General features: G+C 67.6%; 14 protein-coding genes. 10 read left to right on the forward strand and 4 right to left on the reverse strand.

The features are described 5' to 3' along the window. Positions 1-12: 12 nt before the first annotated feature. The 5 genes from FFS52_RS10445 to FFS52_RS10465 all read left to right on the forward strand — a co-directional run bounded on the left by FFS52_RS10445 (position 13) and on the right by FFS52_RS10465 (position 6499). Positions 13-1710, forward strand: a complete 1698-nt coding sequence (locus tag FFS52_RS10445; RefSeq protein WP_240198748.1) for a VanW family protein — start codon at positions 13-15, stop codon at positions 1708-1710. 106 nt (positions 1711-1816) lie between these two features. After that, positions 1817-2596, forward strand: coding sequence for an SDR family NAD(P)-dependent oxidoreductase (locus tag FFS52_RS10450; protein WP_058252218.1), 780 nt, complete (start codon positions 1817-1819; stop codon positions 2594-2596). Positions 2597-2743: 147 nt separating this feature from the next. Further along, positions 2744-4309, forward strand: coding sequence for an SLC13 family permease (locus FFS52_RS10455; RefSeq protein WP_137809640.1), 1566 nt, complete (start codon positions 2744-2746; stop codon positions 4307-4309). A gap of 94 nt (positions 4310-4403) precedes the next feature. Continuing rightward, positions 4404-5621: a glycerate kinase gene (locus tag FFS52_RS10460; protein ID WP_137809641.1), complete on the forward strand. Its 1218-nt coding sequence runs from the start codon at positions 4404-4406 to the stop codon at positions 5619-5621. A gap of 131 nt (positions 5622-5752) precedes the next feature. Continuing rightward, positions 5753-6499, forward strand: a complete 747-nt coding sequence (locus tag FFS52_RS10465) for a hypothetical protein (RefSeq protein ID WP_226511758.1) — start codon at positions 5753-5755, stop codon at positions 6497-6499. A gap of 103 nt (positions 6500-6602) precedes the next feature. Here the strand turns inward: FFS52_RS10465 and FFS52_RS10470 are convergent, their stop codons facing one another. After that, positions 6603-8438 carry an acyl-CoA dehydrogenase gene (locus FFS52_RS10470; RefSeq protein ID WP_137809642.1) on the reverse strand — a complete coding sequence of 612 codons (1836 nt, stop codon included), beginning with the start codon at positions 8436-8438 and terminating at the stop codon, positions 6603-6605. 252 nt (positions 8439-8690) lie between these two features. On the opposite strand from FFS52_RS10470, the gene FFS52_RS10475 reads away from it, so the two are divergent. Next, positions 8691-9257: a hypothetical protein gene (locus FFS52_RS10475; RefSeq protein ID WP_137809643.1), complete on the forward strand. Its 567-nt coding sequence runs from the start codon at positions 8691-8693 to the stop codon at positions 9255-9257. A gap of 8 nt (positions 9258-9265) precedes the next feature. Here FFS52_RS10475 and FFS52_RS10480 read toward each other — a convergent pair whose 3' ends face one another. After that, positions 9266-10036, reverse strand: a complete 771-nt coding sequence (locus tag FFS52_RS10480) for a deoxyribonuclease IV (protein ID WP_068971224.1) — start codon at positions 10034-10036, stop codon at positions 9266-9268. A 115-nt stretch (positions 10037-10151) separates the two neighbouring features. Continuing rightward, positions 10152-10367: a hypothetical protein gene (locus FFS52_RS10485; RefSeq protein WP_058252309.1), complete on the reverse strand. Its 216-nt coding sequence runs from the start codon at positions 10365-10367 to the stop codon at positions 10152-10154. 254 nt (positions 10368-10621) lie between these two features. On the opposite strand from FFS52_RS10485, the gene FFS52_RS10490 reads away from it, so the two are divergent. From FFS52_RS10490 to FFS52_RS10505, 4 genes are all read left to right on the forward strand, one after another. Beyond that, the gene (locus tag FFS52_RS10490; protein WP_137809695.1) at positions 10622-11893 is read left to right on the forward strand and encodes a phosphatase PAP2 family protein; all 1272 of its coding nucleotides are present in this window, start codon (positions 10622-10624) and stop codon (positions 11891-11893) included. A 17-nt stretch (positions 11894-11910) separates the two neighbouring features. Then, positions 11911-12327: a DUF6153 family protein gene (locus FFS52_RS10495; protein WP_068971226.1), complete on the forward strand. Its 417-nt coding sequence runs from the start codon at positions 11911-11913 to the stop codon at positions 12325-12327. A 103-nt stretch (positions 12328-12430) separates the two neighbouring features. Then, positions 12431-13078, forward strand: a complete 648-nt coding sequence (locus FFS52_RS10500) for a DUF305 domain-containing protein (protein ID WP_058252208.1) — start codon at positions 12431-12433, stop codon at positions 13076-13078. Positions 13079-13233: 155 nt separating this feature from the next. After that, complete coding sequence (locus FFS52_RS10505; protein ID WP_137809644.1) at positions 13234-13743, forward strand: nitroreductase/quinone reductase family protein; 510 nt, start codon at positions 13234-13236, stop codon at positions 13741-13743. A gap of 45 nt (positions 13744-13788) precedes the next feature. On the opposite strand, the gene FFS52_RS10510 is transcribed toward FFS52_RS10505, so the two are convergent. Next, complete coding sequence (locus tag FFS52_RS10510; RefSeq protein ID WP_058252206.1) at positions 13789-14859, reverse strand: DUF4185 domain-containing protein; 1071 nt, start codon at positions 14857-14859, stop codon at positions 13789-13791. Between the last annotated feature and the right edge of the window lie 44 nt (positions 14860-14903).

Consider the following 14903-nt stretch of genomic DNA (forward strand, 5'->3'; position numbering starts at 1 on the left):
CTGCCAGCCCCGATGGATGGAGTTGTGACCCCAGGCTCTCGCCGAGCACGATCTGCGCTACGCGCCGTGCTCGCCGTCGTCGCCGTGATCACGCTCGTCCTCGCCGCGGAGTTCGTGGCCACCCGCTCCGATTCGCCACGCAACGCCGTCGTCGGCGGTATCGATGCGGGCGGTCGGAACTCCGCCGAACTGACCTCCGTACTCGACGAGCTGACGGTGCGTTCGCGGCAACCGGTCGTCTTGCGGACGCCGGAGGGCTCGGCCGAGGTCCCGCCCGCCGAGCTGGGACTCACATACGACGCCGACGCGACGCGGGCTCGTCTCCTCGAACAACCGCGCAATCCGCTCGTCCGTCTGGCCGCGCTGTTCGGCCGCGACGTCGACGTCGAGCCGGTCGTCACGCTGGATCGGACGACGATGAACGCGGCGCTCGACGCCCAGCGCGCGTCACTCGAGAAGGCCGCGGTCGAGGGTGGCGTGCACTACGACGGCACCGATCCCGTCGGGGATCAGCCCGCCAAGGGTGAACGCATCGCGCGAGACGCTGCCGCCGCGACCCTCGTCGACCGTTGGCTGGACGGCGCCCCCGTCGACCTGCCCATGGAACCCTTCTCGCCGACGGTGAGCGCCGAGGTCGTGGCCGCGACCGTCGCCGGACCGGCCGAACGGGTGGTCGCGGCTCCCGTGAGTCTCGTGGACCGCCGCAAACGGACGGTCGAGGTGCCCGCGGGAGACCTGGCGTCGATGGTGACCTTCGGGCCCGACGGCCGCGGCGGGCTCACTCCCCGAGCCGACGAGAAGGTGGGGCGCGAGATCCTCGCCCCCGACCTCGACGCCTCGCAACGGGCCCCCGTCAGCGCGACGTTCAGTCTGGCGTCCGGCCGTCCGCAGGTGGTGCCGGGCGTCGACGGCGCCGCGATCAACTGGCCGAAGACCCTCGCCGCCGTCGCCACGAGTGCTGCGGCCGACGGTGGCGATCGCAGGGTCGAGGTCGTCTACGACGACGTCGAGCCGAAGCTCACGACCGATGCCGCGCGCAAGCTCGGGGTCACCGAACTGATCAGCGAGTACACCACCGGTGGCTTCTCGAGCGCTTCCGGGGAGAACATCCGGCTCGTCGCCGCCGAGGTCGACGGGGCCCTCGTCCTGCCCGGAAAGGTGTTCTCGCTCAACGGGCACACCGGGCCGCGCGGAGCGGAGCAGGGGTACGTCGAGTCGACGATCATCGACCACGGTCGGGCGTCGAACGCGGTCGGCGGCGGGATCTCCCAGTTCGCGACGACCCTGTACAACGCGACGTATTTCGCCGGGCTCGAGGACGTCGATCACACCGAGCACGCGTACTACATCTCGCGGTACCCGGAGGCGCGGGAGGCGACCGTGTTCGAAGGCGCCATCGACCTGAAGTTCCGCAACAACACGCGGCACGGCGTGCTGATCGAGACCGCCTGGTCGCCGTCGTCGGTGACCGTGCGGCTCTGGGGCACGAAGGCGTTCGAGGTCGAGTCGGTCACGGGTGAGCGGGTTGCCCCCACCGATCCGCCGCGCGTCCGCGTTCCGCGCGGGGACGACTGCATCCCGAGCAGCGGGAGCAAGGGTTTCACGGCGTCGAACACCCGGATCATCAAGGACGCGCGTACCGGACGGGAGATCGATCGGTCCACCCGCACCGTCCGCTACGCGCCCGAACCCATCGTGAAGTGCGTCTGACCCCGGGGTGGTTCGGCGCGGGGTAATCTGATGTGGAGGATTTCGATGCGGGGTGTTTCCCCGAAGGGCTTTACCGAGCGATAGAACGCTCGATAGGCTCCGGGGCGTGGATATCAATGGAGCTAGTGCAATCGTCACGGGTGGCGCGTCCGGCATCGGCGCGGCTGCGGCTCGCCAGCTGGCGGCCAAGGGTGCAAAGGTCATCGTCGCCGACCTGAACGCGGACAAGGGCGAGGAACTCGCCAAGGAGATCGGCGGACAGTTCGTCGCCGTCGACGTGACCTCGACCGAACAGATCGAAGCCGCCGTCAACGCGGCCACCGAACTGGGCCCGCTGCGTGCGCTGGTCAACTCGGCCGGCATCGGCTGGGCGCAGCGCACCATCGGTCGCGACGGTGAGTTCGGGTCGGCCCACAACCTCGACGCCTACAAGAAGGTCATCGCGATCAACCTGATCGGCACCTTCGACTGCATCCGTCTCGCGGCCACCGCCATGAGCCGCAACGAGCCGCTCGACGGCCACGGCGAGCGCGGCGCGATCGTCAACATGGCCAGCGTTGCGGCCTTCGACGGCCAGATCGGCCAGGCGTCGTACTCGTCGTCCAAGGGCGGCGTCGTCGGCATGACCCTCCCGGTCGCGCGCGACCTGGCCGCGGTCGGCATCCGCGTCAACACCATCGCCCCCGGTCTGATCGACACCCCGATCTACGGTGAAGGCGAAGCGGCCGAGGCGTTCAAGGCCAAGCTCGGCGAGTCGGTCCTGTTCCCGCATCGCCTGGGTGCACCCGACGAGCTCGCCTCGATGGTCGTCGAGCTGGTCACCAACAGCTACATGAACGCGGAGGTCATCCGCGTCGACGGTGGCATCCGGATGCCACCGAAGTAGATCCGACACCCCACCGAGGTAACCGCGCAGACCCACCACCGGCCCGATCCGGTGGTGGGTTTGCCGTCTGTTCACCGGTTCTTTCCGTGAAAGAACTTTCATTCGCGCCTCATGAAGGTGTCACGCCGGCACCGCAGAGTGGTCGCCATGAACGTTCCGCACGCGATCGACCGACTTCCGGATCACCCGGGCCCGGTGACGATGTACGCGACGCGCCCACCCGTGCGCACGGTGACGCCGCCACCGTCGCCACGACGCACCCTCCTCGCCGCCGTCGGCAGCGCGCTGTCCCCGTGGGCGGCAGCCGGTCTCGTCGTCGTTCTCGGCGCCGGCGCGTTCGTCGGACATGCCGGGTGGACCGGGGAGTTGCCGTTCGACGCCGTCGTCACCCTCCTCGTCTTCCTGATCGCGGTGTGGGCGTGGATCTTCTCGCCGCTGGATGACACCTATGTCGCGCTGGGTGGCGGTATCGCTCTGGTGGTCTTCGGCATCATCGACGCCAACACCTTCGCGGGCACGCTCGGCTCCGGCGTGATCTGGTTGCTGATCGGTGCTTTCGTGATCGCGGCCGCGGTCACGGCGTCAGGTCTGTCGGCTCGTGTGTCGGCGCGGGTCGTCCGCCGGGCCCGGACGCCTCGTCAGTTGGTCCATCTGATCACCGCGGCCCTGTTGCTGACCACGTTCGCGATCCCGGCGACCTCCGGGCGCGCGGCCCTTGCTCTTCCGATCTTTCTCGCGCTCGCCGCGGTCCTGCGTGACCGACCCCGCCTGGTGCTGTGCCTCGCGCTGGTCTTCCCGATGGTGATCCTGTTCTCGGCGGTGGGATCGCTTCTGGGACCCGGTGCACACCTCATCACCGTCGAGATCGTCTCGGCCGCAACCGGTGGCGGTATCGGATTTCTGCACTGGGCGGTCCTCGGCATCCCCCTGGCCCTCGTGTGGTCGCATCTCGCGGCCGAGTCGGCACTGTGGTTGATGACCGATCACGCCGAGCGGGCACGTCCGCTGTGCGTGCCGCCGACCGCTCTCGCGACGACCGGCACGGTGACCTCCGGACCGCTCACGTCTGCACAACGACGGGTGTCCGTCATTCTCGGACTCGTTGTGACGCTGTGGTGTTCTGAACCCTTGCACGGTGTCGACCCGGCCATCGTCGCGGTGCTCGGCGCGCTGGCCGCGTCGGCGCCGGCGGTCGGCGCGACGACGCTGGGCGCGGCGCTGAAGACCATCCCGTGGACGCTCCTGCTGTTCATGGCCGCCACCCTCGCGCTGGGGATGGCGCTCAACTCCAGTGGTGCCGCGGAGTGGCTGGCGGATCAGGCTTTCGGGTCCATCGCCGAGACCGGGCCGGCGGCGGCCATGGTGTTCGTCGTCGTCGCGGCGATCGTCTCGCTGCTCGCGCATCTGGTGATCCAATCCCGTTCGGCCCGTTCGGCGGTACTGATCCCGATCATCGTGGTGACCGCCCCGGCCGTCGGGGTCGACCCGGTCGCCGCGGCCTTCCTGTCCACCGCGGCCGCCGGGTTCTGCATCACCCTCACCAGCTCGGCCAAACCGGTCGCCATGTTCGCGGCGAGCGACGACGTCCCGGGTTACGAACCCCGACATCTGCTCACGATGTCGGCGCTGCTCGCGCCGGTGTCGCTGGTGCTGCTCATCATCTTCGCGTTCTGGGTCTGGCCCTACCTGGGTCTGCCCCTGCTCTCGTCCTGACCGTCGCATCGCCGCGACTGTCCCGAATGTGCCTCCGGGTGCGAGTTCCCGTCTCCTCATCAAGACCTTGTCCGATCGATCAACAGGAGTGCCGATGTCCGTCCGAGTTCCGCAACGAATCCTGGTCGCCCCGAGTGGTTTCAAGGAGAGCCTCGACGCCGTATCCGTGGCGACCGCCATCGCCGCGGGGGTGCGGCGCACGCTCCCCGGGGTGCGCGTCGACATCGCACCGATCGCGGACGGCGGGGAGGGGACGGCGCGCATCCTGGCGGCCGCGGGCAACGGGCGGCTCCACGAGCTGACCGTCTGCGGCCCCACCGGTGAGCCGGTGCAGTCGCACTGGGCCGAGGTCGGCGTCGGTCGGAACCGCATCGGCGTCGTCGAGATGGCTGCCGCCGCTGGATTGGCGCTCGTTCCGGCGGGGCAGCGAGATCCCGGTGCCACCACCACTTACGGAGTGGGACAACTGATTGCCGCGGCCCTCGACGCGGGGGTGTCGGCGATTCTCGTCGGCTGCGGCGACTCGGGCACATGCGACGGCGGGGCCGGGGCGCTTCAGGCCCTCGGTGCGCGCGTCCTGGACCATGACGGTCACGAGATCGGGTGTGGCGGAAACGAACTGGCGCGCGCGGCGTCGCTGGACCTCACCGGTCTGCATCCGCGGTTGCGGGAGACCGAAGTGGTGGTCGCGGGCAACCCGCACAACGTCCTCTGCGGACCGAACGGCGTCGCCCGCGTCTTCGGGCCGCAGAAGGGGGCGACGCCCGCACAGGTCGACTCGCTGTCGGCGGCGCTCGACGTCTGGTCGGACATACTGCAGCGGGATGGGCTGGCCGACATCGACTATCGGCAGGGGGCCGGGTCCGGCGCGTCGGGTGGACTCGGAGCGGGGCTGGCGGCAGCCGGCGGGAAACTGCGGTCGCGGTTCGACGCACTACTCGATTCCGGGCTGTCCGGCATCGACCTCGATCATCGGATCGGCAAGGCAGATCTGGTGATCACCGCAGAGGGTTCGATCGACTTCCAGACCCCGCGCGGCAAGGTGCCCGCGGAGGTGGCCCGCCGCGCCCAGTTGCGGGGTGTGCCCGTTGTCGCGCTGGCGGGTTCGCTCGGGCACGGTGCGCCCGCCGTCCACGACGTGGGGATCGGGGCGATCGCGTCGATCATCACGGTACCGATGCCGCTGTCGGAGGCGGTCGCCAACGGAGAGAAGCTCCTCGCCGACGCCGCCGAGCGCACCATGCGGATGATCCTCCTCGGCGCCGCGGTCTCCGCCCGGGCCGGGCAGCGGAAGCGGAAGAAGGCGGTCTGATCGCTGCGCAAACCCACCACTTTTCGGCATATCCACCCCCTTCAGACGGGGTGGATATGCCGAAAAGCGGTGGGTTTGCGGGTTCGGCCGCCGGTCCGGTAACGGCACCGGCGCACGGGTAGTCTTCGCGCGTGACCAACTCGCCATACCAGCCGGGGGACCCGCGATTCGGGCCACAACCGCAACCCGGGCAGTACCCGCCGAACGGCGGGTATCCGCCACCGAATCAGCCCTACGGTGCTCCGCCACCGAATCAGGGGCCTTACGGTGCGCCGCAGCCGTACCCGGGTCCGATGCCGGGCGGGATGTACCCGCCCGGGGCGCCGTTCCCGCCGCCACCGAAGAAGAAGCGCACCGGTCTGTGGGTCGCGCTGGGAATCGTCGGGGTGCTGCTCTTGATCGTGATCGCCGGTGGCGTGGCGCGGGTGCTGGTGTCGTCGGCGCAGGGAGGTGGGGTCACCGACACCAGTGACGTCGACGCCGGCGAGTGCATCGTCGTGACGGCGGAGCCGGAGACCCTCAAGGCCGACGAGGTGTCCTGCGGCGACACCGACTTCCACTACCTCGTCGCGGAGAAGTCCATCACGCAAGGACTCTGCGGTCCCAACTACTCGCGCTACTGGGTCGCGGGCGAGGAGGGCGCGCTCTGTCTGGCGCCGGTGTACCAGGAGGGCCGTTGTTACTACATTCCGTCGGCGACCGGTGGTACCGCGCTCGCCGACATTCGTGAGATCGACTGCGGGTCGCCGGTTTCCGGCGGAACGAACATCCGCGTGGACACCAAGGCTGCGGGGGAGCCCCAATGTCCCGACTCGGACGGGACCTACTTCGCGCAGAAACCGCGCCCCGTCGGCTATTGCTTCAGCGTGATCGAGTGACGATGGCGCACCGCGGGGTCTGAGCCGCGATGTGCGCGGGCTCGCCGCAAAGAAGAACTCCCACCGGCGGATTCGCCGGTGGGAGTTCTCAGTATGGTCGGGCTCAGAAGGCCGCTTCGTCGAGTTCCATGATGTCATTGTCGATGTTCTCGACGGTGACGCGGACCGAGGTGAGCAGCGGGAGCATGTTCTTCGCGAAGAAGCTCGCCACGGCGACCTTGCCCTCGTAGAAGGACTTGTCGGCGTCGGAGGCCCCGTTGTCGAGAGCTGCGAGGGCGACCTCGGCCTGGCGGAGGAGCAGCCAGCCGATGAGCAGGTCGCCGACGGCCATCAGGAAGCGGACCGAACCGAGTCCGACCTTGTACAGCTCGGCCGAGTTCTCCTGTGCCGCCATCAGATCGTTGGTCAGCGAGGCAGCCATCGCCTGCACGTCGTCGAGCGCCGTCTTCAGCAGTGCCCGCTCGGTCTTCAGCCGGCCGTTGCCCGCCTCGGAGTCGATGAAGCTCTGGATCTGTCCGGCGACATGCGCGAGAGCCTGGCCCTTGTCGCGGATGATCTTGCGGAAGAAGAAGTCCTGGGCCTGGATCGCCGTGGTGCCCTCGTACAGCGAGTCGATCTTCGAGTCACGGATGTACTGCTCGATCGGGTAGTCCTGGAGGAATCCCGACCCGCCGAGCGTCTGCAGCGACTCGTGACCGAGGGTGCCGTAGGCGCGCTCGGAGCCGACGCCCTTGACGATCGGGAGCAGCAGATCGTTCACGCGGTGGGCCATGTCGGGATCGGCGCCGGACACGATCTTCGCGGCGGCGGTGTCCTGGTGCGACGCGGTGTAGAGGTAGATCGCGCGCAGACCTTCGGCGTAGGCCTTCTGGGTCATCAGCGAACGACGCACATCGGGGTGGTGGGTGATCGACACGCGCGGTGCGGCCTTGTCGGTCATCTGGGTCATGTCCGCACCCTGGATGCGCTCCTTGGCGTACTCGAGCGCGTTCAGGTAACCGGTCGACAGAGTCGAGATGGCCTTGGTGCCCACCATCATTCGCGCGTGCTCGATGACCTCGAACATCTGCGCGATGCCCTTGTGGACGTCGCCGACGAGCCAGCCCTTGGCGGGGGTGCCGTGCTGTCCGAAGGTGACCTCACAGGTGGCGGACGCCTTGATGCCCATCTTGTGCTCGACGTTGGTGACGAAGACGCCGTTGCGCTCGCCGAGTTCGCCGGTCTCGAAGTCGAAGTGGTACTTGGGCACGAAGAACAGCGACAGACCCTTGGTGCCCGGGCCGGCGCCTTCGGGGCGGGCGAGCACCAGGTGGAAGATGTTCTCGGTCATGTCCTGATCGGCCGAGGTGATGAATCGCTTCACACCGTCGATGTGCCAGGAACCGTCTTCCTGCTGCACGGCCTTGGTGCGTCCGGCACCTACGTCGGAACCGGCGTCGGGCTCGGTCAGCACCATGGTGGCGCCCCAGCCGCGCTCGGAGCAGATGGCAGCCCACTTCTTCTGCTCGTCGGTGCCGTTGTTGTAGAAGATGTTCGCGAAGCCCGCGCCGGCGGCGTACATGAACACGGGCGGGTTGGCGCCGAGGATCATCTCGCCGATGGCCCAGTACAGCGAACGCGGGGCGGGGAGGCCGCCGAGTTCCTCGACGATGCCGATCTTGTCCCAGCCGCCCTCGACCAGGGCGTTGTACGACTTCTTGAACGACTCGGGGATCGTGACGGTGTGCTCGTCGGGGTCGAAGACCGGGGGATTGCGGTCGGCGTCGACGAAGGACTCGGCGATCGGGCCCTCGGCCAGCGCACGGACCTCGCGCAGCATGTCGACGGCTGTCTCGTGGTCGAGGTCCCCGAAGTCGCCGGACTCCAGTACCTTGTCGAGCTCGAACAGTTCGAAGAGATTGAACTGCAGGTCGCGCATGTTGCTCTTGTAATGGCCCATGGTTGTTCCTTGTCTGGTGTGGCCGTCTGCGATGGCGTCCTCGACCCGGTCCGATCGCTCACGGTTGTGCGCGTACCGGCCGGATGAGGGGCTGTTCGGTCCGAGCTATGTTACTCGCCGGTAACCCTAGAATAGCCCCATATCCCCGCCGGATCAATCAGAAGATGTGTGATCTGCGCCGGTTGGCGCACCCGGAGCGCCGAGAAATCCGCAACGCCGGCGCAGGAACCGCGAGTACGTTCCAATGAACGAATGCGCAGACTGGTGATCGGACCCGCACGTGTCGGTGCGACAGGTTTCGTGAGCGTCGTGATCTCGATCGTCGCCCTGGCCGCCGGACTTCTGGTGGCTGTCGCCCCGGCAGACGCCGCGGCGACGCCCTCGTGGGACGGCGTGTATTCGTTGAAGCGGTTCGCCGCCTCGAAGACCGGAACGAGCCTCGCGGCCCGGCAGGCGGAGCCGGACTTCTCCGACGACTACACCTTCAGGACATCGTGCGACGGCGGTACGTGCGTGGCGACGGTGATCGACGGGCCGAAACCCGCGAATCCGACGCTGCCGCAGCCGCCGCGCTACACCTGGGAGGCAGGATCCTGGGTGCATCGCTATGACTGGGAATGGGACTGCTGGCAGGGCGCGGGTGTGCCCAAGGTGTGGCGCCCGGCGACGTCGATCGCGACTTACACCCCGCAGGGCGACGGCACGCTGAAGGGCGTGTGGCGGACCACGATCGACGGCGTGCCCTGCGACGGGACGGTCGTCATGAACGTCGCCGCATACCCGGTGACTCCGCCGGCGCCCGCCTGGAATCTGTCGTGATCGACGTCTTATAGCGCCGAGCGCAGGTACTCGAGATCGTCGGGGATGCCGTCGCCGGGTGTCTCCAGGATGACCGGTGCGCCCGCCGCCTCGGCGACCGCGACGAGCACCTCGGGGTCAATGTGGCCCGACGCGAGGTTGGCGTGACGGTCGCGGCCCGAGTCGAACTCGTCGCGAGAGTTGTTGAGGTGCACGAGATCGATCCGGCCGGTGATCTGACGGACGCGCTCGACGAGTCCGACGAGATCCTCGCCGCCGGCCCAGGCGTGGCAGGTGTCGAGGCAGAAGCCGGCCTGGTCGAAGTCGCCGACGGCCTCCCACAGACGGTCGATGGACTCGAGCGTGCGTGCCATCGCGTGGTCGCCGCCCGCGGTGTTCTCGATGAGGATCGGGACGCCGAAACCGCCCTTGTCGGCCTGGCGGTCGAACAGCTTGCGCCAGTTCGCGAATCCCTCGGCGCTGTCCTCCCCGTCGCGCAGATGCCCGCCGTGGACGACGAGCCCGAAGGCGCCGAGTTCGGCGGCGGCCGCGGCCTGCTGCTCGACGGCCTTGCGCGACGGCATCCGCAGCCGGTTGTTCAGACTGGCGACGTTGATCTGGTAGCTCGAGTGCACGACGACGTCGATGTCGGACTCACGGAACTCCGCCGCGCGCGGGTTCGGCTGCGGCTTCTTCCAGCTCTGAGGGTCCGTGACGAACATCTGGAAGACATCGATCCCGAGCTCGGCGGCAGTGGCCAAGGGGTCGGCGTCCTCGCGAAGATGGGCTCCGATGCGCATGTGGCAACGATAGTGGCCCGCCCCGACACGCGGACGCCCCCGTCGTCGTCGATCACGGGGACACGCCGGGGCGGTCACCTCCATCGTCCAACCGGCTCTCCGCGGCGACGGGAGATCAGTCGCCCAGACAGGGCTCGGTCTCGATGGTGATCGGGACCCCGGGTGCGATGAGGAGTCGACACGGTGCCGCGCTGTCGTGATAGAGGTTCAGCCACTCGTGACCGCGGGTTCCGTCGGCGTACACCGCGTCGAGGGTGCGGTTGAGACGGGCCTCCGCCTCCTTGTTGATGATGTAGCGCTGGTCGCCGTAGCGCAGGTAGCGATTGGGCACCGAGACCTCCTTCAGGGGATCGACGCCCTCCAGTGTGATCCACAACACCCTGATCGGCGAGGCGTCCGGCGAAAACCGCTGGCGGAGACCGTTCGCCCCGGGTTGCGGCATCGGAAATGCTCAAATCCGACATGCCTGGCCGTCGGCTTGGCTCGCGAACAACAGATGACCATTACACTGACGGCAGTTTAAGTGGGTGGTTGCCCTGCGGGGTGTGACGGGCGGGGTTGTGTCGGGTGAGTGTCGACGAGACGGTGGGCGTCCCGCAGCCGGGCAGATCCTCCAAGCGCAACGAGCGCGAGAGCACCGAGACGACCACCTCCGACACCAAGGACTCCGTGGTGGCCACCGGTCGTGAGGACACCGACCGCGACGACACCGGACGCGCGGGTGTGGAACCGATCCTCGACGACCTTGCCGCCGCCGCCGAGATGGAAGCCGATCCCGAGAGCCGTCGCGATCTGACGATGGTCCGGCGCATCGCGATCGGCGCCTGGATCGTGCTGATGGCGGTGCACGTCGCCCTCTACGGTCTGGCCTTCGACCGCACGCGCCTGATCATCCTGATGTGTCTGGGACTCGCGGCCGCCTGTATCGGCCGGCGCAAGTTCATCACGATCCTCATCGACTGGGCGCCGTTCGCGCTGATCCTGATCCTCTACGACTGGACCCGGGACGTCGCGCGCATCGTCGACATGCCCACCCACTGGCATCTGGCGATCGATTTCGACGCTTGGCTGACCGGCGGGGTCAATCCCACGGCCTGGCTGCAGGAGCACCTCAAGCAGGCGAGTCCGCCCTGGTGGGAGGTCATCGTCAGCATCGTCTACATGTCGTACTTCATCATCCCGTACGCGGTCGCGGCCGTGTTGTGGCTGAAGGACCGCGCCGCCTGGCGACGCTACGCGGCGTGTTTCGTGGCGACGACCTTCCTCGCCCTGGTCGGGTACACCCTCGTCCCGGGCGCCCCGCCGTGGGCCGCCGCGCGATGCACCGCGGCCGAGGTCCAGGACTTCCCGCGCGACCCGATCTGCATGTACTCGCCCGAGGCCAAGGAACCCGGCGGTCTGCTCGGGCCGCTGGACAACGAGTACCCGGACGCCAACCCCTACGTCGAACGGATCTCGGCTCGCGGTTGGGGTTACCTCAACATCCACGCGGCGTCGAACCTCGTCGAGGTCGGGCAGGGCAAGTCCAACCTGGTCGCCGCGATCCCGTCGCTGCACGCGGGTCTGACGATGCTCCTCGCGCTCTTCATGTGGCCGCGGGTGAAGGCGCTCGGCAAGACACTGTTCATGGGCTACGCCCTCGCTATGGCGTTCGCCCTGGTGTACACCGCCGAGCATTACATCTTCGACATCGTGCTCGGGTGGCTGCTGGCCGCCGCGGTGATCGCGACCTACCAGATCATCGACCGCAAGATCTTGCTCCCGCGACAACGACGCCGAGCCGCCGAGGAAGCAGCGGCGGATTCGGGAGACGATCGGCGTCCCGACGACGCCAGGGCGTCGACGACGGCATCCTGATCTCGTAACCTGGCACCGTGAGCAGCCGCCGCAGAACCGGTCGTGGCGCCGTCGTCTGGCGCCGCGCACTCGTTCTCGTACTCGCTCTCGCCGTGATGCTTATGCACACGGTGGTGTCGGGTCATGGCGGGCCTTCCGGTGGCGAGAGCGGGATGTCCCACCATGCGGAGCATTCGGCGCTCACGGCATCGTCGACGATGACCTCAGCCCCGGAGATGACCGGAACCGACGACTGTGGTGAGCACTCGCACGACTGCGTCTTCATCCGTGCGGCCGGCGTCGATCTCCCGGCCGTGGTTCTCGTTCTCCTGCTCTGGTCGCTTGCGGCGCTTCCGCGGATCGTCGACACCGCTCGCCGTCGGACGACGATCCTGGGTCGTCCGCCGCCGTGGGCCATGTACTCCCATCTGCAACTACAGGTGATCCGCTGCTGAGTTGACCTCCGCGGACCGCTCGGTCCGTCGTGTCGTCATCTCTCCTCCCTCTCGGCCGGCGTCGCGCCCGCCGGGAACTCCGACAGCAGCAAGGAATGCACTCATGTACGTACACAACACATCTCGGCGCCGTATCCGGACGGCGGCAGGGATCGGCCTGGCCGCGGCGGCACTCATCGCAGTCGCCGGTTGCTCGCCCGACGAAACAGCGAGCGACGCCACCTCCGCCAACACCTCGGCATCGGTGGCGACGCAAGCTCCGGCGTCGGCCACTCACAACGAGGCCGACGTCGAGTTCACCTCGACGATGATCGGACACCATGACCAGGCCGTGGAGATGGCCGAACTCGTCGAGGGCCGGACGGACAATGCGGAACTGATCGCCCTCGCGTCGACGATCGAGAAGGCCCAGGACGCCGAGATCGAGCAGATGGAGAACCGTCTGCAGAGCTGGGGCGTCAGTACCGACGGCCTCGACGACGGCCACGAGAACATGGGCCACGGTGGTCACTCCGCGATGCCGGGCATGCTCAGCCCGGACCAGATGGCCGCCTTGCGGGACGCACGCGGTCCCGAGTTCGACCGGCTCTGGCTCGAGGGCATGATCCGGCACCACGAGGGCGCCATCGCGATGGCCGACGCGGTACTCGCCGACGGCGTAGACCCCGCGACGAAAACCCTTGCCCTAGAGGTCAAGCGGACCCAGCAGGCCGAGATCGACCAGATGAAGGGCTTGCTCGGCCAGAGCTGAGCACCAACAGACGGCGCCGGGGCGGTTGGGTCCGGAAACGGACGTCAACCGCCCCGACGTGTCGGCGGGTCACCTACCGACAGGCGCAGGACGAGTTTTCGTAGCGATTTCGAGTTAGGACCGTAACTGTCCTAACTCGACGACACACTCGGATCATGAGTGAAACCGAATCGACAGGAGGACAACCCGATCAGACCAATATCACCGACTACGACGATCCGAACGCGCCGTGGAACCAGGCGTGGGATCAAGAGGGTGGCATCGCCAACTGGAACGATGATGTGATCAAGGAGTTTCGGGAGAACGCGGGCAAGGTGGGCGGCGCTTACGCGGGCGCGGACCTCATCCTGCTCACCACCACCGGGGCCAAGAGCGGAAAGCCACACACGGTTCCACTGGGACCCTGTCACCGCGACGACACCATGTACGTGAGCTCGTTCATCGAGGACAAGTACCCGGCATGGTGGTACAACATCAAGGCGAATCCACAGGTCATGATCGAATTCCGAGACAATACGCACCAGGGGACCGGCAAGGTGCTCGAAGGCGAGGACTACGACGAGTACGCAGCCTGGGTGCTGGCCAACAACCCACTGCTGGCGGACTTCCAGTCCAAGGTCGACCGCCCAATCCCGCTGGTCGTGCTCACCATCGCCGCCAGTTGACCATCGGCAGACTCGGGGCAACCGCCCCGATGGCAGTGGTCGAGATCAGCCGCGCCGCAGCGGCAGACGCATCAGGTACACCTGATAGCCGATGGAGACCGAGTAGGTGAAGTAGAGTGTGCTGCCCTTCGACCACGGGTGGATGTACGGCGCGTAACCCGTGTACGGGTCCACCGAGGGTGCGACGATCTCACCGGAAGTCCATGGGCCCCAAGGGTTGTCGGCGGTGCGCAGCGTCACGCCGACGTCCTGGCTCGCCAGCGAGATGTACTTGCCCAGATAGTCGTTCCACTGGACCGACATCTCGCCCGTAGGGGCGCCCATCACCGGGGTGGCTGCGTCGGGGTTGTTCGGAACCCAACGGCCGTACGAGAAGTACTGCCACTTGCCGAGATTCTCGATGTCCTTCTCGTCGACGCGCGCGAGGTAGACACCGCCCCAGCGGCCGTCGGGTGTGCCGTAGTAGTAGACGGTCTTGCCGACCTTCAGGAAGGCGCCCATCTGGAACTTCTTGTTGCCGCCGCCATTGGGGCGGAACGCACCGACCGAGCGCCAGTTCTCGCCGTTGTCGGTGGAGGAGACGAGGCCCGCCCAGTTGGTGGTCCAGATGCCGGGCGAATCCCACCGTTTGACCGACATCACGGTCATGTACTGCTTGCCGTTGGCGGCCACGCCGGCGGTCGGGATGATCGTGATCTCGCGGCGGACGTTCGGCTTGAGCAGGCGCTTGGCATGACCCGGCCGGCCGGCGTGCGAGGTGAACGTCATGCCGTCGGCCAGGTGGCGGTCCGTGCTGCGCAGCAGGACGTTGGACCGCCAGTAGTAGAGCTCGCCGTACAGGAGGGACCACCCGTTGAACGACTGGGTGTCACCGAACGCCGTGAGGATCTCACCTCGGCCGTTGTCCCACATGACACCGAGATCGGTACCGACGATGTTGAACCGTCCGATGGTGTCGTTCATCGCGAATGGCCCCGTCAATCGGTTGACGATGGTCGCCGGACCGTTGGCGTAGCGGGCGGCGTGGGCGGGGGAGGCGGCCAGGGTCGTCGTCAGGGCCAGAGCGAGCAAGGTGACGACTAGACCCAGGAAAAGCCGTGCGAGGCGCCGTGTCATGGCCGTGACCTTATCAAGACCTGAGAGATATGTGTGAGGTCCGC

The sequence above is a fragment of the Gordonia sp. ALPHA1B1 genome (genome assembly GCF_005502615.1).
Taxonomy (GTDB): Bacteria; Actinomycetota; Actinomycetes; order Mycobacteriales; family Mycobacteriaceae; genus Gordonia; species Gordonia hongkongensis.